Source organism: Sphingomonas sp. GC_Shp_6, assembly GCF_026540835.1.
Classification (GTDB): domain Bacteria; phylum Pseudomonadota; class Alphaproteobacteria; order Sphingomonadales; family Sphingomonadaceae; genus Sphingomonas.
Genome location: NZ_JALNUO010000005.1, coordinates 133,889 through 151,619 on the forward strand (window position 1 = coordinate 133,889; position 17,731 = coordinate 151,619).

Genomic DNA, 17,731 nt, shown 5'->3' on the forward strand with positions numbered 1-17,731 from the left:
ATCGTATGACGGAATCGACATGCGTGCCCGGCGGCCCGGCGCGGGCGATGCCCGATCCCGCTCTCGCCGGGCCTGCACATCGGTCCATCAAAGTTATAGTACCGTCACACTAGTTTCATCCGATTGTCATGATCGCTGCCTACCGAGCCGGAGCGCGAGCGAAACCGCCGTGCAAACCCGGGGGGACCAATCATGACCATTCGCGCTTCGGCGATCTCGATCGCCGCACTCACACTCGCGCTCGCCGCGCAGGCGCACGCCGATCCGATCGCCGCGCCCGCACGGGCCGCCGCCGCCGATCCGCAGACCGCCGTCTCGACCTTGGTCGCCGAACCGACCGCCGAGGATCAGGGCCTTGGCGACATCGTCGTCACCGCCACCAAGCGCGAGACGAACCTGCAAAAGACGCCGATCGCGATCGCGGTGCTGAGCAGCCAGGCGCTGGCGGACCGCCACGTCCAGAGCCTCTACGACCTCGCCGACGGCGCGGTGCCGTCGCTGCGCGTCGCGACGTTCGAGGCGCGCCAGACCGCGCTCACCGTCGGCATCCGCGGCATCGTGCCGCTCGACGCCAACCAGCCCGCGCGCGAACAGGGCGTCGGCATCTATATCGACGGCGTCTATCTCGGCCGTCAGCACGGCCTGAACGCCGCCCTGTTCGACGTCGACCGCATCGAGGTGTTGAAGGGCCCGCAAGGCACCTTGTTCGGCCGCAACACCGAAGGCGGCGCGCTCAGCATCGTGACCAAGGCGCCGTCGGGCGTGTTCGACCTGCGCGCGACCGGCGGGATCAGCAATTACGGCGGCTATAACGGCGATCTGCACATCGATCTGCCGGAAAAGAACAATATCAGCATCAAGGTGGACGGCGTCGTTCAATATCAGGGCCCGACCACGAAGAACCCGCTCGCGGGGCAGACCGGCTGGAATTACTTCGATCGCCGCGGCGGCCGCGTCGCGGTGCGCTGGAAGCCGATCGACCATTTCACCGCCGATTTCGCGTTCGACGCGGGTTATGACGCGAACAGCGCCTTCTACAGCCAGCTCCTGAACTACAACCCCAATGGCTGCGCCGCCGGTGCCGCTGCGGCCACCCCCAATTGCGTGCTGCCCGGCACGTCGCCCACCGCCTTCACCGGCACCGTCAAGACACTGTCGCCGCTGATCCAGGTGAACGGCACGTCGCGCATGGACGTGGCCGATATCGGCGTTCCGCAGCAGCCGAGCGTCGACAAGACCCGCGGCGTTTCGCTTCATCTGAGCTATCAGGCGGCGCCCTGGATCGAATTCCGCTCGATCACCGCCTATCGCACCGTCAGCTCGGTCCAGTACGACAACAGCGGCGGCGCGCATCGTCCGCCGGTCGTCGCCGCCAACTGCACGGGCACGGGCTGCAACTTCAGCCGCTACAGCCTGGCCGATCTCTACCAGCATCAGTTCAGCCAGGAATTCCAGGCGGTCGGCAGCGTGCCGCAGTTCGATTATGCCGCGGGCCTCTATTATTTCCAGGAACGCGCCAGCGACGATGCCGCGACGCCCAATTCCAACGCGTTCGATGCCACGCGCACGCTCGTCACCGTGCTCGATCCGTGCCGCGGCTCGGCCGGCTTCGGATCGCAGCCCGGCTGTCGCTCGATCGACCGCGCCAGCACCGCCGGCTCGCGCAGCTATGCCGCGTTCGGCCAGGGCACCTATACGCCCGGCGTGCTCGACGATGCGCTGCACGTGACGGTCGGCGGCCGCTTCACGCATGACGACAAGAACGGCAGCCTCTACATCGTCAACAACATCGCCCGACCCTACACCTATGCGGAAAAGACCAGCCGTTTCGATCCGCTGGCGATCGTCGCGTTCGACGCCGCGCCGGGGATCAATCTCTACGGCAAATATTCGACCGGTTACCGCGCCGGCGGCGCCAGCTCGCGGTCGGTGACGTACCGCCAGTTCGGTCCGGAAACGGTGAAGGCCTATGAGATCGGCGCGAAGACCGAATTTCTCGATCATCACGTCCGCCTGAACCTTGCGGGCTACATCATGGACCGCAAGGGCAGCCAGGTCGATTTCAGTTCGGTGTCGTTCGATGCGATCACCGGATCGAACCGCAACACGATCGAGACGATCAATGCCCCCGGCATCACCAAGATCCGCGGCGTCGAGGCCGATCTGACCGTCAACCCGGTCGAGGGCCTGACGCTGACCGGCTCCTATGCCTATACCTACACCAAGATCCCGCCGGTGCTGAACCCGTTCACCGGCTATGTGCAGAACGTCTATATCGTGTTCACCCCGCGCAACGCGGCCAGCGCGGCGCTCGACTATACGCGGCCGTTCGACGGCTTCGATCTGAAGCTGCACCTGGATGCGAATTACAGCCAGTCGACCCAGGCGTTCGACCAGTTCGCGACGCACAACGACGCATCGACGCTGGTGAACGGGCGCCTGTCCATCGCCAATTTCGATCTCGGCCGCGCAGGCGCCAAGCTGACCGTGTCGCTCTGGACGCGCAACATCTTCGACGAGCAGCACGTCTATCGCCGCGACCCGTCGAACAGCCTGGGCGCCCTGCCTGCCGCGGGCACCACGACCAGCAGCGTGAACAACATCCTCGGCGATTACGGCAATTTCAATGCGCCGCGCACCTTCGGCCTCGAGGCGACGGTGAAGATGTAAAAAGGTTGGGAGCGGACGGCGCGCAGGCGTCGTCCGCCACCCCATTCGGCGCGGATGTCACACGCCCGCAACCAATCGATCATACATCGTATATTATATTTGACATTTCATGTCCCGAGTGCTGCTTTGTCCGACAGAAAATGGGCATAAGCCAAAGGGGGACTGAATGAACAATGCGATCGCCATGCGTGCGCGTACGACCACCGCCATTGGTGCCGCCGTCGCTGCGCTGCTCTCGTCCGCGGCCTATGCGCAGGACACGCCGCCGACACTGCCCGTCGACCAGACCCAGGCGACCGCGCCCGCCGACGACGTGGTGGTGACCGGCACGCGCATCCGCCGCCCCGATCTCGCCAGCAACAGCCCGCTGACCGCAGTGAGCGCCGCCGAGATCAAACTGCAGGGCGCGACCACCGTCGAAAGCGTGCTGAACCGGCTGCCGCAGTTCACCGCCGATGCGAACGAAAACGTCTCGAACGGTTCGGACGGCACCGCCAACGTCAATCTGCGCAATCTCGGTTCCAACCGCGTGCTGACGCTCATCAACGGCCAGCGCATGCTGCCGCAGCAGGCTGTGGACATCAACTTCGTGCCTTCGGCACTGATCGAGCGGATCGACGTCGTCACCGGGGGCGCCTCGGCGGTCTATGGCTCCGACGCCTTGTCGGGCGTGGTCAACTTCGTGCTTCGCGACAATCTCGATGGCCTGCGCCTCGACGTTCAGAACAGCATCGACGATCACACCAACGGCAACAGCTACATCCGCAACATCATATCGCAGCGCGGGTTCGCCAATGCGGCCAGCCACACGGTCGACGGCGGCAAGCTCGACGTGAACATCGCAGGCGGGAAGAATTTCGCGGATGGCCGCGGCAACATCACTGCCTATGCCGGCTACCGGCATTTCAATCCGATCCTCCAGTCCGATCGCGACGTGTCGGCCTGCGCGCTCCAGAATGCCGACGATGCGGCAACCAACCTGTCCTGCGGCGGTTCGAGCAACACGCCTTACGGTACGTTCAACCTGCGCACCGGGCCAAACGCCGGCACCCGCGTGACGAACACGATGGATGGGACGAAGACATGGGTGCCCTACGACGCCAGCCAGTTCGCGTATAACTACTCGCCGACCAACTATTTCCAGCGTTCCGACCAGCGCATCACCGCCGGCGCCTTCGCCAAGTTCCAGATCGCGCCCATCGCCGAGGCTTATGGAAGCTTCATGTACATGCGCGATCACAGCTTCTCGCAGGTCGCACCGTCCGCGCTGTTTCTCGGCACGCAATTCCAGATCGGGTGCAACAACCCGCTGCTGAGTGCGAGCCAGGCGACCACGCTGTGCGGCGCCAACGCGGGCACGGCGACGCAGTCGACCGTCGAGATCGGTTACCGGCTTTCGGGCAACGGGATCCCGCCGCGCCGCGATTATCTGCGCCACAACGACTTCCGTTACACCGCCGGCGTCCGCGGCGATCTGGGCAGCGGCTTTTCCTACGACGTCAGCTATCTCTATTCGCTCGTCCGCTACGACGAAACCTATCTCAACAACGTCGACAATGTGAAGGCGCAGAAGGCGCTGAACGTCGTCAATGTGAACGGCGTGCCGACCTGCCAATCGGTGGTGGACGGCAGCGATCCGGCATGCGTACCCGCCAACGTATTCCAATATGGCGGATTGTCGGCGGCAGCGGCGCAATATCTGTTTTCGCCGAGCAACACGATGGGGCGCAATTCGCAGCAGGTGATCGCCGGGACGCTCAGCGGGGATCTGGGCAAGCTCGGGATCACCAGCCCCTGGGCCACGCAGGGCCTGGGCATCGCGATCGGCGCCGAGCGACGCCGCGAGACGCTGCTGTTCACCGGTGATGCGATCGCGATCCAGAACGGCACCACCAACGCCGATGGCATCATCGCCGCGACCGAGGGTTACGGCGAACTCGAGGTGCCGATCGTTCAGGACAAGCCGTTCTTCAAGGCGCTGACGATCAACGGCGGCGTACGCTATTCGACCTATGACAACCGGCAGAACTCGACGGGTCTCCATTCCTCGTACGACGCCTTCACCTACAAGGGCGAGCTGAGCTGGCAGCCGGTCAGCGATATCCGGCTCCGCGCCAGCTACAACCGCGCCTTCCGCGCGCCGCAGGTCGGCGAATTGTTCGGATCGCAGAGCGTCGGCAACGTCTCGGCGCAGGATCCGTGCGCGGGCAATAGCGCCAAGCGGCCCTCGCTGGCCGCGTGTCAGGCGAGCGGCGTGACCGCAGCGCAGTATAACGCCGGATCGATCTTCGATTGCCCGGCCGATACGTGCAGCGCGCTTTACGGGGGCAACATCAACGTGAAGCCCGAAAAGGCCGACACCTACACGGCCGGCATCGTGCTCACGCCGCGGATGGTCCGCAACTTCACCCTCACGGTGGATTATTTCAACATCAAGGTGAACGGCTATATCAGCTCGGTGCCGGCCGATCTCATCATCAGCCAGTGCCTGACAGGAGGCGTCGCCTATTATTGCAGCCTGTTCCACCGCGATCCGCAGAACGGCCAGCTCTACGGCGCGAACGGCTATGTCGTTTCCACGACGTTCAACACCGGCTACCTCCAGACATCGGGCATCGACGTCAACGCCGACTATACGGTGGGGATCGGCAATCTGGGCAAGGTGAACCTCAACATGGTCGGCACCTGGCTCGCCAGTTCGGTGTCAGAACCGCTGCCGGGCCAGGGTTCCTATGACTGCAAGGGGCTTTACGGCTTCAGCTGCGGCCAGCCGAACCCGATCTGGCGCCACGTCGCCCGTGCGACATGGCTGGCGCCCAATGGCATCACCGCATCGCTGTCGTGGCGGCACTTCGGTGCGGCGGGGCTGTCGAGCCTGTCGTCGCAGGCCCAGCTCAACGACGGTTCGCAGAACACGATCAACGCCCGAATCCCGACCTATGATTATTTCGATCTGGCGGGGACGATCGCGGTGGGCAAGCGGCTGTCGCTGCATGCGGGCATGAACAACATGCTCGACAAGGATCCTCCCGCGATCGCGGCCGGCTCGCTCGCATCGTTCGGCAACGGCAACACCTATCCGGGCGTGTACGACGTCGTCGGCCGGTATCTGTTCATCGGCGGAACGCTGAGCTTCTGATGCGGCACGGGATCGGGCGCCGCGGTCTGTTGAAAGGCGCGGCGCTGGCATCCTGTGGCGCTGCGCTCGGCAGCGGCGAAGGGGCGACGGGGGCGACGGTGCCTCGCGCCGCCCCGTCGCCCCGGACGATCGTGCCGCTCGATCGCGGATGGCGCTTCCATCTCGGCCATGCCTGCGATCCGGCGCAGGATTTCGGCTTCGGCGCCAGCCACGACACCTATGGCAAATCGGGCGATGTCGGCACGCCCGCGGCCACGATCGGCTTCGACGATGCCGGCTGGCAGACGGTGGACCTGCCGCACGACTGGGCGGTCGATCTGCCCTTCGCCCGCTCGGGAGCACCCGGCAGCGACGCGGACAAAGCCGGTGCCGCGCAGGGGTATAAGCCGCTCGGCGGGCTCTGGCCCGCCACCAGCGTCGGCTGGTATCGCCGGCCGATCGCGATCGAGGCGGCCGATGCCGGGCGGCGGCTGTCGCTCGAATTCGACGGCGTCTCGCGCGATTGCCTGGTGATGCTGAACGGCTTCGTCGTGGGATCGAACGAGAGCGGCTATGCGCCGTTCCGCATCGACATCACCGATTTCGCCAAGCCCGGCGAACCCAACATCCTCGTCCTGCGCGGCGACATGAGCCTGGGCGAGGCCTGGTCGTACGAGGGCGCCGGTCTCTATCGTCATGTCCGCCTGGTGAAGACCGCGCCCACGCATGTCCGCCAATGGGGTGCGGCGGTGCGCACCACGGTGACGCCCGCCGGCGCGCAGATCCGCATCGCGACCGAGATCGACAATGACGGTCCGGCCGCGACGGCGGCGCTCCGCTCGATCCTGCTCGGCCCTGATGGCGTGGAACGGGCGCGGTGCGTCGATCCGGTGGCGCTGCCCGCCTGGGATGCGGCGACCGTTGCGCAGACCACGCTTCTCGCGGAGCCCGCTTTGTGGTCGCTCGAAACGCCGCATTGCCACCGGCTGGTCAGCGAGATCCTGATCGACGGCCGCGTGGTCGACCGCGACGAGACGGTGTTCGGCATCCGCACGATCGTCTTCGATCCCGATCGCGGGCTGTTCCTCAACGGCGTCCACACCGTCGTCAAGGGAACGTGCAACCATCAGGATCATGCCGGCGTCGGCTTCGCGGTGCCCGAAAGCCTGCACGTCTGGCGGCTGGAGCGATTGAAGGCGATGGGATCGAACGCCTATCGTTCGACGCATCATCCGCCCGCCCCCGCCATTCTCGACGCCTGCGACCGGATGGGCATCCTCGTCCTCGACGAGACGCGCCAGATGTCGAGCGATGCGGAGGGAATGAGTCAGCTGGAACGCATGGTGCGGCGCGACCGCAACCATCCATGCGTGTTCCTGTGGAGCATCGGCAACGAGGAGATTCACCGCGGCACGCCCACCGGCGCGCGCATCGCCACCACGATGAAGCGCCGGGTGAACACACTCGACGGCACACGGCTGGTGACCGAAGCGATGAACGGACAGTTCGGCAAGGGTGCAAGCGACGTGCTCGATGTCGTCGGCTTCAACTATTATCTGGGCGAGATCGACGCCTTCCACGCGTCGCATCCCCGCCAGCCGACGATCGGCACCGAGACCGCCAGCACGGTGATGACGCGCGGCGTCTATGCGCGCGACGATGCGGCGCAGCTCGTTCCCGCCTATGACACCGAATTCCCGCGCTGGGCGAGCACCGCCGAACGCTGGTGGACCTTCTATGCCGAACGGCCGTTCATCGCCGGCGGGTTCGTCTGGACCGGCTTCGATTACAAGGGCGAGCCGACGCCGTTCGACCGCTGGCCGAGCAACGCATCCAATTTCGGCCAGCTGGACAGCTGCGGCTTTCCCAAGGACGATTACTGGTATTACCGCGCCTGGTGGGGCGACGCGCCGGTGCTTCACCTCTTCCCGCACTGGAACTGGGCGGGGCGCGAGGGCAAACCCGTATCGGTGTGGGTGCACAGCAACCTGGAGGCGGTCGAGCTGCTGGTGAACGGCGTCAGCGTCGGCCGCAAGCCGGTGGTGCGCAACCGCCATCTCGAATGGTCCGTCCCCTATGCGCCCGGCGCGATCGAGGCCCGCGGCTTCCAGGATGGCCGCCATGTGACAACCGCGCGCCGCGAGACGACCGGGCCGGCGCATGCGGTGGCGGTGTCGAGCGACCGGCGCGTGCTCGCGCCCGGCGACGTCGCCGTGGTGCGCACCGCGATCGTCGATGCACAGGGCCGCGAAGTTCCGACCGCATCGAACCGGGTCCGCTTCGCGCTATCGGGCGACGCGCGGCTGCTGGGCGTCGGCAATGGCGATCCGCGCAGCCTCGAACCCGATCATGCGACCGAACGATCCGCGTTCAACGGGCTGTGCATGGCGCTCGTCCAGGCGGGCGACCATGGCGGTACGATCCGGCTGGTGGCACAAGCCGACGGGCTGGTGCTGGCGATGCTGCCGCTGGCGACACGAACCTGACGAACCGACCCATGAGGAACCGCCATGCGCCGATCGACCCCCGGATTGCTGCTCACGCTCGCCCTGGCCGGGCTGTCGATCGGGTCCGCGCCCGCCCGCGCCGCCGAGACCGATGCCGATCGGCGATTCCGCGCGATCTACACCAAGGAATGGGCCTGGCGGAAACGCCAGATGGCTGACAACGAGGATAGCGGCGACCATGTCGCGGCGCATCTGCCCGACGAAGGTCCCGCCGCGCAGGCCGAACGGCTGAAGACCTGGGCCGAGGTCGACGCCCAGCTCGCCCGGATCGCGCCCGCCGATCTGTCGCCGGCCGCACGCGACGATCTGGTCGTCTATCGCAACCAGATCGCCACGCTGCTCGCCGCGCAGCGGTTCCGCGATTACGAAAAGCCGCTGAACGCCGACAGCAGCTTCTGGAGCGACGTGGCGGAAAGCGCGCGCGGGCGGCTGCGCACCGAGCAGGATTATCGCAGCTATCTGTCGATGCTGCACGACATGCCGCGCTATTTCGCGCAGCAGATCGCCAATATGCGCGCCGGGCTCGCGCGCGGTTTCACCCCGCCGCGCGTGACGCTCACGGGCCGCGACGCGGGCGTGGCGGCGATGGTCGATGCGCCCACGATCGAGGCGAACCCCTATTATGCGCCGTTCGTGACCATGCCCGCCGCGATCCCCGCCGCCACACAGGCCGAGTTGCGCGCCGCAGGCAAGGCCGCGATCGCGAACGACGTGATCCCGGCGCACCGGCCGCTGCTCGCCTTCCTGCGCACCGAGTATATCCCGCACGCGACCGTGGCGCTGGGCGCCGACGCGCTGCCCGACGGCCGCGCCTATTACCAGTCCAAGATCGCCGAATTCGCCACGGTGGATCTCACCCCGGCGCAGATCCACGCGATCGGCCTCAGCGAAGTCGCGCATCTCCACGACGAGATGCTCGCGGTGATGCGCGCGGTGCGGTTCGAAGGCGACCTGCCCGCGTTCCTCACCTATCTGCGCACCGACCCGCGCTTCTATGCCACCAGCCCGCAGGATCTGCTCAACCGCGCCGCCTGGATCGCCAAGACGTTCGACGGCAAGGCCAAGGACTGGTTCGGCCACCTGCCGCGCAGCCGCTTCGCGATCAAGCCGGTGCCCGCCGAGATCGCGCCTTTCTACACCAGCGGGCGCGGGGGGCCCGGCATCTATCTGGTCAACACCTATGATCTTAAATCGCGCGCGCTCTATGCGCTGCCCGCGCTGACGCTGCACGAAAGCGCGCCCGGTCACGCCTTCCAGATGCCGCTGGCCGCCGAGAACAAGGATCTGCCCGCGTTCCGGCAGGACAGCTATATCTCGGCCTATGGCGAAGGTTGGGCGCTCTATTGCGAACGGCTGGGCGACCAGATGGGCATGTACGAGACGCCCTATGACCGGTTCGGCATGCTGAGCTATCAGGCGTGGCGCGCGGCGCGGCTGGTGGTCGATACCGGCATCCACACCATGGGCTGGACTCGCCCGCAGGCGCAGGCCTATCTCCACGACAACACCGCGCTCGCCGATCACGAGATCGAGACCGAGGTGGATCGCTACATCGCGTGGCCGGGTCAGGCGCTCAGCTATTATCTGGGCGAGATGGCGATCGTGCAGGCGCGCGCGAAGGCGGAAAAGGCGCTGGGCGCGAAGTTCAACATCCGGGCCTTTCACGATACCGTGCTGCAACTCGGCTCGGTGCCGCTGCCGCTCGTCACTGCGCGGATCGACCGCTTCATCGCGGAGGGCGGCAAGGGCCCCTATCCCGACGAGGAGTGACGAGCCCCAGGGTTTGATGACGTTACCCCGATCCGGTCAAGCTAACGTCATCAGGCCCTAGCCGAACGGCCGGTCCATCGCGGGCTGCGGCTCGGTGAACCAGACGGGGCCGTCCGCGGTCATGTGGAAATGATCCTCCAGCCGCACGCCGAACCGATCGGGCACGACGATCATCGGCTCGTTCGAAAAGCACATGCCAGTCTCGAGAGGCGTAGTATCGCCGCGCACCAGATAGGCGGGTTCGTGGATCGATAGCCCGATCCCGTGGCCGGTCCGGTGCGGCAGCCCGGGCAGGCGGTAATCCGGGCCGAGGCCCGCCTCCACCAGCACCGCACGCGCCGCGGCATCCACCGCCTCGCACGGCACGCCCGGCCGTGCGGCCGCGAACGCGGCGGCCTGCGCTTCCTTTTCAAGCGCCCAGATCGCGTGCACCTCGGGTTCGACCGAGCCGAACGCATAGGTGCGCGTGATGTCCGAATGATAGCCCCCGACCAGGCAGCCGGTATCGACGAGCACCAGCTCGCCCTCCGCCAGATATTGTTCGCCGGGCAGGCCGTGCGGAAACGCCGTCGCGCGGCCGAACTGGACGATGCAGAAGCTCGAGCCCGCCGCGCCCAGCGCTCGGTGCGCGGCATCGATGAAGCGCACCACGTCGCTCGCGGCGATGCCCGGCGCCATGATCCGCGCGGCGCGGCGCTGCACCTCCAGCGTCATCGCCTTGGCCTGCGCGAGCAGCGCGATCTCGGCGGGCGACTTGCGCATCCGGCAGCCGTCGATCACCCGCGCGCCGTCGCGCAGTTCGACGCCCGAGGCCGCCGCGCGCAGCCGCTCGCCGGCCTGGAACGACAGCGCGGGATCGACCGCGAGCCGGCGCACACCCCATCTCGCCAGCGCATCGGCCACCAAGGCATGGGGATCCGCGTCCTCCTGCCACAGCCGCAGGTCCGCCGCGATCGCCAGATCCGCCTCCAGCGTGCCGCGTTCGAACGCGGGGCAGACCAGCACGGGATCGCCGGTGGGCGGCAACAGCATCGCGACCAGCCGCTCGCTCGCCCCCCATGGCACGCCGGTGAAATAGCGCAGGCTGGCCCCTGCCCCGACGATCAGCGCCTCCACCCCGGCGTCCGCCATCAGGGCACGAGCGCGCGCGATCCGGGCGTCATATTCCGCGGGCGCGATCGGCGGCGCCCGGTGGGTCCAGGGCGACAGCGCCGCCAGTTCCGCCTCTGCGGTCGATCCCCCGATGGTCATGCGCGATCTCCTCTGGCAAAACGCTCCACGTCGAACGCGGCGAGCGGGATGGTCGGCCGGCCGGCCATGAGCGCCGCGACGATCTGCGCGGTGGTGGGGGCGAGCGTCAGTCCCAGATGCTGATGGCCGAAAGCATAAGCGAGGTTGCCCGCGCGGCGGCTGAGGCCGATCGCGGGGCGGTAATCGGGCAAGGTCGGCCGCGCTCCCATCCAGCGCGTGAACGGCGCGCGGATCGGCAGGCCGAGTTCGGCGATCCGCGCTTCGAGTCGTGCCCATTTCGCCGGATCGGGCGGCGCATCGGGATCGCCCGGCTCGACGAAACTCGCGACCTGCACGCAATCGTCGTAGCGTGTCACGATCAGCGACCGATCCTCGAACGCCACCGGCGGCAGCCCCGCGGGCCAATCGTGATCGGCGCTGCGCAGATGATAGCCGCGCTCCCCCACGATCGGCACGCGGTGGCCGATCGGCGCGAGCAGCCCGCCCGACCGGGCACCGCCCGCGACCAGCACGCGCTCGCTCTCGACCCGCTCGCCATCGACCGTCACGATCGCGCGTTCGTCCTCCAGCGCGAGCGAGGCCCGGCCGCCGGTGATCGTGCCCCCCGCCGCCACGATGCCAGCGCGCAACGCCGCGCGCAGGCGGCGGAGATCCGTGACCTGGGCGCTGTTCTCGAAGCGGATCGCACCCGCGGCACCCCCGATCCGGCGGAGCAGCGCGCGTTCGTCGGCATCGGCATCGCGGAACCGCGCGGTGCCCGTATCCGCCGCCGCCCAGCCTGCCCGGCCGCGCGCGGCCGAGGCCGGATCGCCCCAGGCGACGAAATGCCCGTCCTCGCGCAGCAGGTCGGTCGCACCCAGCCCGGCCACCAGGGCACGCCATGCGGGTACCGCCTCCGCCATCAGCGTCTTCAGCGCATCGCGCCCCTCGGCGAAACGCGCCGGCGCGGCTGCGTGCGCCATGCGCAGCGCGAAGGGCAGCCACCACCCGATCTGCCGCGGCGGCAGCGCCAGCGCGCCGCCGCGCACGAACAGCCGGCCGGGCGCGGAGCGGATCATCGGCCAGGAGGCGAGCGGCGCGACCTGCTCGATCGCGATATGGCCGGCATTGCCCCAGGATGCCGCCGCGTCGTCGTCATGGCCCGCATCGACGATCCGGACGTTCCAGCGGTCGCGTGCCAGCGCCAGACCGCTGCACAGCCCGACGACGCCCCCGCCGATGATGGTCACCCGTCCGGTCATGCACGATCCTCGATCGCGGCGGCTATCGTATACGATATGGACACGCAACCCTATGCGACTATTATGCTGCCAGGGAGTGTCGCGGCGCGGCGCGATACGCTAAACTGACGGGTCTACTCGGAGTATCGCCTGCCCATGAGCATCGTCGTTCGGACGCTTTCCGACCAGATCTTTACCATCGTTCGCGAGCGGATCGTATCGGGCAAATTGTTGACCGACCAGCCGATCCGACAGGATGCGCTGGCCAACGAACTGGGCGTCAGCAAGATTCCGCTGCGCGAGGCGCTGGGCCGGCTGGAGCATGAAGGGCTGCTCTTCAACCACGCCAATCGCGGCTATTTCGTCCGGCCGATGTCCGCGGAGGAAGCCGAGGAGATCTTCGCACTGCGGCTGTCGATCGAGCCCGAGGCGGTGGCGATGGCGGCGGTCGCGGCCACCGACGAGGAACGCCAGGCGGCGCGCGACGCGCTGACCGCGCTCGACATCGCCGCGGCCGACCATCTCGACCATGTCGCCGCGCGCAACCGCGATTTCCACATGGCGCTCGTCCGACCCGGCCATCGTCTGCTCACCACCCAACTGATCGAGCGGCTGCAGGTGCTGTCCGAACGCTATGTCCAGAAGCATCTCGAGCCCGCCGGGCGCGAGCACCGCGCGCATGCGGAACATCAGGTGCTGCTCAATGCCTGGATCGCGGCGGACGGCGCGCGTGCCAAGCAGCTGGCCAGCGCGCATATCCAAGCGACGCTGGAGGATCTGCGCCGCCAGCTCCGGGGCTAACGCCCCGGAGCGAGCAGGCTGTGCCGGCGGCCATAGGCCAGATAGGCCACCAGCCCGATCGCGTTCCACAGCACGAAGCGCACCAAAGTCTTCTCGGGCAGGCTGACCAGCAGATAGAGGCAGCCGAGGATTGCGAGCGTGCCGACGACGAACGGCGCCGGGCAGCGGAACACGCGCTTCAGGTCCGGCGCGCGGCGGCGCAGGATCATCATGCAGGCGGCCACCGCGATGAACGCGATCAGCGTGCCGGCATTGGCGAGCTCGGCGATCTCGTCGAGGCGGAAGAACCCCGCGACCGCGGCGACGAACAGGCCGGTGATGCCGGTGATGAGCACCGGCGCGCCGGTCCGGGGCGACACTTTGGACAGCACGCGCGGCAGCAGCCCGTCGCGCGCCATCACGAAGAACACGCGGCTCTGCCCGTACATCATCACCAGGATGACCGAGGGCAGCGCCACCAGCGCGGCGCCCGCCACCAGATAGGAGGCGCCGGGATGACCGAGCGTGCGCAGCACCAGCGCCAGCGGCTCGGGCGATCCGCCGAGCGTGGTGTACGACATCGCGCCGATCGCGGCGACCGCGACGAGGATGTAGATGGTGGTGCAGAGCGCCATCGACCCGACGATGCCGATCGTCAGGTCGCGCCCCGGATTGCGCGCCTCCTCGGCCGAAGTCGCCACCGCATCGAAGCCGTAAAAGGCGAAGAACACGATCGCCGCCGCCGCCATCACGCCGCGCGTCTCGCCGCCGATCACATGGCTTCCGAAGCCGTAGGGCATGAACGGGTGGAGGTTGGCCGCGTGGAAGCCCGGCAGCGCGATCGCGACGAACGCGGCGAGCGCGACCAGCTTGATGACGACGAGCACGATGTTGAGCGTCGCGCTTTCGCGCGTGCCGAGCATCAGCATCCCCGCGATCGCGAGCGACACCAGCACGGCCGGCAGGTTGACGATGCCGCCGGCATGCGGGCCCGCAAGCAGCGCATGCGGCAGATCGAGCCCGGCCGATTGCAGCCAGCCGACCAGATAGCCCGACCAGCCGACCGCCACCGTCGAACAGGCGAGCGAATATTCGAGGATCAGGCTCCACCCGACCACCCAGGCGAGCGTCTCGCCGATCACGCTATAGGTATAGGTATAGGCGCTGCCCGCCGCCGGAATCGCGGTCGCGAGTTCGGCATAGGCGAGCGCCGCGCAGGCACACACCGCCCCGGCGATGGCGAAGGCCAGGATCACCGCGGGCCCCGCGCGCTCGGCGCCTACCCCGGTCAGCGTGTAGATGCCGGTGCCGACGATCGCGCCGACGCCCAGCGCGATGAGGTGCGGCCAGCTCAGCGTCTGGCGCAACCGGTGCGCCGCATCGGGCGCCGCCGCCCCGCCGATCGGCTTGATCGGTCCCCACATCGCCATGGTCGTTCCCCCTGCAATCAGACGACGGTGAATCCCGCCCAGAAGGGATCCGCGCGATCGATCCAGATGGTGTTGAACCCCGTCGCGATCGCCGATCCCTCGATCGAGGGCACGATACCGGGAATGCCGCCCACGTCCACCGCCGCTTCGACGCGCCCGACGAAACGGCTGCCGATATAGCTTTCGTGCACGAAGGCGTCGCCCACCGCGAGCCGCCCTTGCGCCACGAGATGCGCGAGCCGCGCCGAAGTGCCCGTGCCGCACGGGCTGCGATCGATCGCGCGTTCGCCATAGAAGACCGCGTTGCGCCCGTCCGCCCCCTCGCCGCGCGGCACATCGGCCCACAGCACGTGCGTGACGCCGCGGATCCGGTCGTCCAGCGGGTGGACGGGTTCGTACGCCGCCTGCACCAGCGCGCGCACCGTGCGGCTCAACTCCACGATCCGCGAGGCGCCGAGCGTATCGAGCCCGGCATAGGCGCCCTGCGGCTCGACGATCGCGTAGTAATTGCCGCCATAGGACACGTCGATCGTGAGCGGCCCGAAGCCCGGCACGTCGATCGCGATGCCAGTGGCCGCGACATAGGCGGGCACGTTGCGGATGCGCACCGCGCGCACGCGGTCGCCTTCGGTCTGGTAGGTGACGTCGATCACGCCCGCGGGCACCTCGATCCGCAGCCGGCCGGGTTCGCGCGGGGTGACGAGGCCGTTCTCCAGCGCGAAGGTCACCATGCCGATCGTGCCGTGTCCGCACATCGGCAGGCAACCGCTCGTCTCGATGAACAGAATGCCGCAATCGGCATCGTCGCGCGTCGGTGGATAGAGGAACCCGCCCGACATCATGTCGTGCCCGCGCGGCTCGAAGCACAGGCCGGTGCGGATCCAGTCGAAGCGTTCGAGAAAATCCGCGCGGCGCTCGCCCATGTTCGCGCCGCGCAGCAGTGGCGCCCCGCCCGCGACGAGCCGCACCGGGTTTCCCGCGGTGTGGCCATCGATGCAGAAGAAGCTGTGCCGCATCACGCGTCGGCGAGCGCGCGCTTGCTCGGCTGCGTTTCGGCGCAACGCTCGACCCAGGCGATCACCTCGGCGCGGCGCGCCCCCGTCAGCGGCATGCGCGGCATGCGCACGCGCTCGGTGCCGCGACCCATGATCGTCTCGGCCAGCTTGATCGACTGCACCAGATCATGTTCGGCATCGAGGTGGAGCAGCGGCATGAACCAGCGATAGATCGCGCGCGCCTCCTCCCATTTGCCCTCGGCCACCGCCGCCACCAGCCGCACCGATTCGACCGGAAAGGCGCTCGTCAGCCCCGAGACCCAGCCGCTGGCGCCCAGCAACATGCCCTCGAGCGCGATATCGTCCAGCCCGGCCATCACGCTGAACCGGTCGCCATAGCGGTTTATCATGTCGGTGAAGCGGCGCGGATCGGGCGCGCTTTCCTTTACCGCGACGATGTTCGGCAGGTCGGCCAGCGCATCGAGCGTCGCATAGTCGATGTTGACGCGGTAGGCCGGCGGATTGTTGTAGAGCATGATCGGCAGACCGGTGGCGCTGGCGATCGCGCGGAAATGCGCGGTCAGCTCCTCGGGCCGCGGCACATAGACCATTGCGGGCAGCACCATCAGCGCATCCACCCCAATCGCCTCGGCATCGCGGGCATAGGCGATCGCGCGCTCCGTCGTCATCTCGGAGACGCCCGCGACCAGCGGCACGCGGCCACCGACCGCCTGGACCGCGCCCTTCAGCACCGCGCGCTTCTCGTCGGGCTCCAGCGAGTTGTTCTCGCCGCAGGTGCCGAGCAGGATCAGCCCGGTGACACCGTCGTCGACCAAAGCGGTCTGCACGCGCTGCGTCGCGTCATGGTCGATCGCGCCGCTTTCCGCGAACTGCGTCGTCGCCGCAGGATAGACCCCGGTCCACAGCGCCGTCGTTGCCGTCATCATATCACCCCGTTATCGTTCGATTGGTATACGGTATTATACGGCGGCGAGGGATGCAAGCGCGCGGGCATCAATCGTCCGCGAGCATCGCGGCCAGCGCAGGGCTGAGATACTCGCGCGCTTCGCCATCGCACATGGCCACGATCCGGCCCGCGATTTCGGCATTCCGCGCCAGCGCCAGCCCCGCCGCCGGACCCGCCACGCAGAGCGCGGTCGCCCAGGCGTCCGCCACCAGCGCGGAGGCGTGGACGACGCTGGCGGCGACCGCGCCGTTCGCGATCGGACGCCCGGTGCGCGGATCAAGCGTGTGGGCGCCACGGACATAATCGCCCGAAGTCGCCACGGCGAGACCATGGAGCGCAATGCGCAAGGGCGCGATGTCGGTGCCCGGCGGCACCTCCAGATCGACCCACCAGGGCTGGCCGTCCGGGCGAACGCCGCGCCCCACCAGCTCGCCGCCGATCTCGACCAGCGCATCCGTCACGCCCATCGCCGCCAGCAGATCGGCCACCGCATCCACCGCATGGCCCTTGGCGATCCCCGACAGATCGAGCCCCAGCCCGCCGGGCTGGCGCAGCCATCCGTCCGCCAGCGTCAGCCGCCGCCAGCCCGACGAAGCGCGCGCCGCCGCGATCCTGTCACCGGCCGGCGGCCCAGCCACCGGCACCGGCCCGAAGCCCCAGAGATCGACCAGCCGCCCAATCGCCGGATCGAACGCGCCGTGCGTCGCCGCGGCGATCGCCAGCCCCTGCGTCATCACCCGCAGAAAGTCGGGCGGCAGCCGCGTCCAGCCGCCCGCCGCCTGCCGGTTGAACCGGCTCAGCAGCGATCCCGGCTCCCAATGGCTCATCGCCGCGACGATCGCGTCCAGCCGTGCGACGATCGCCGCGCGCACCGCCGCCGGATCGCACCCGGCGGGCGCCACCAGCCGCACGTTCCACCGGGTGCCCATCGTCTCGCCGCCCAGCGCGGTCACCGCGGCGTCCGGATCGCGCCCGACGAGCGCCGTGGGCGCGATCGTCGCGGGCAACGCGATCCTCACGCGC

At 68.2% G+C, this 17,731-nt stretch carries 11 protein-coding genes; 5 read left to right on the top strand and 6 right to left on the bottom strand.

The genetic code is table 11. The annotated features are described in order from the left end of the window. Positions 1 to 192 precede the first annotated feature (192 nt). From OXQ95_RS08750 to OXQ95_RS08765, 4 genes are all read left to right on the top strand, one after another. Complete coding sequence (locus OXQ95_RS08750; RefSeq protein ID WP_242097165.1) at positions 193 to 2,670, top strand: TonB-dependent receptor; 2,478 nt, start codon at positions 193 to 195, stop codon at positions 2,668 to 2,670. 166 nt (positions 2,671 to 2,836) lie between these two features. Then, positions 2,837 to 5,809: a TonB-dependent receptor gene (locus OXQ95_RS08755; RefSeq protein ID WP_267381210.1), complete on the top strand. Its 2,973-nt coding sequence runs from the start codon at positions 2,837 to 2,839 to the stop codon at positions 5,807 to 5,809. Then, positions 5,809 to 8,274: a beta-galactosidase GalA gene (galA, locus tag OXQ95_RS08760; RefSeq protein WP_267381211.1), complete on the top strand. Its 2,466-nt coding sequence runs from the start codon at positions 5,809 to 5,811 to the stop codon at positions 8,272 to 8,274. Before OXQ95_RS08755 ends, galA begins: the two co-directional genes overlap by 1 nt. Before the next feature lie 24 nt (positions 8,275 to 8,298). Beyond that, positions 8,299 to 10,065 (top strand): DUF885 family protein, encoded by a 1,767-nt coding sequence (locus OXQ95_RS08765; protein WP_267381212.1) that lies wholly within the window; start codon positions 8,299 to 8,301, stop codon positions 10,063 to 10,065. A gap of 57 nt (positions 10,066 to 10,122) precedes the next feature. On the opposite strand, the gene OXQ95_RS08770 is transcribed toward OXQ95_RS08765, so the two are convergent. Continuing rightward, positions 10,123 to 11,316 (bottom strand): Xaa-Pro peptidase family protein, encoded by a 1,194-nt coding sequence (locus OXQ95_RS08770; RefSeq protein ID WP_267381213.1) that lies wholly within the window; start codon positions 11,314 to 11,316, stop codon positions 10,123 to 10,125. Beyond that, on the bottom strand, positions 11,313 to 12,557 hold the full coding sequence (locus OXQ95_RS08775; protein ID WP_267381214.1) for an FAD-dependent oxidoreductase: 1,245 nt from the start codon (positions 12,555 to 12,557) through the stop codon (positions 11,313 to 11,315). Before OXQ95_RS08775 ends, OXQ95_RS08770 begins: the two co-directional genes overlap by 4 nt. A gap of 135 nt (positions 12,558 to 12,692) precedes the next feature. Here OXQ95_RS08775 and OXQ95_RS08780 point away from each other — a divergent pair, with 135 nt between their 5' ends. Next, positions 12,693 to 13,337 carry a GntR family transcriptional regulator gene (locus OXQ95_RS08780; protein WP_267381215.1) on the top strand — a complete coding sequence of 215 codons (645 nt, stop codon included), beginning with the start codon at positions 12,693 to 12,695 and terminating at the stop codon, positions 13,335 to 13,337. Here OXQ95_RS08780 and OXQ95_RS08785 read toward each other — a convergent pair. The 4 genes from OXQ95_RS08785 to OXQ95_RS08800 all read right to left on the bottom strand — a co-directional run bounded on the left by OXQ95_RS08785 (position 13,334) and on the right by OXQ95_RS08800 (position 17,727). Further along, positions 13,334 to 14,746, bottom strand: a complete 1,413-nt coding sequence (locus OXQ95_RS08785) for an amino acid permease (RefSeq protein ID WP_242097158.1) — start codon at positions 14,744 to 14,746, stop codon at positions 13,334 to 13,336. The two genes, OXQ95_RS08780 and OXQ95_RS08785, sit on opposite strands and share 4 nt — an antisense overlap. 17 nt (positions 14,747 to 14,763) lie before the next feature. Continuing rightward, a complete protein-coding gene (locus OXQ95_RS08790; RefSeq protein ID WP_267381216.1) occupies positions 14,764 to 15,762 on the bottom strand; it encodes a 4-hydroxyproline epimerase in 999 nt (332 codons plus the stop codon). Next, on the bottom strand, positions 15,762 to 16,685 hold the full coding sequence (locus tag OXQ95_RS08795) for a dihydrodipicolinate synthase family protein (RefSeq protein ID WP_267381217.1): 924 nt from the start codon (positions 16,683 to 16,685) through the stop codon (positions 15,762 to 15,764). The genes OXQ95_RS08790 and OXQ95_RS08795 overlap by 1 nt, the downstream gene beginning before the upstream one ends. Positions 16,686 to 16,755: 70 nt before the next feature. Further along, complete coding sequence (locus OXQ95_RS08800; RefSeq protein ID WP_267381218.1) at positions 16,756 to 17,727, bottom strand: FAD:protein FMN transferase; 972 nt, start codon at positions 17,725 to 17,727, stop codon at positions 16,756 to 16,758. Between the last annotated feature and the right edge of the window lie 4 nt (positions 17,728 to 17,731).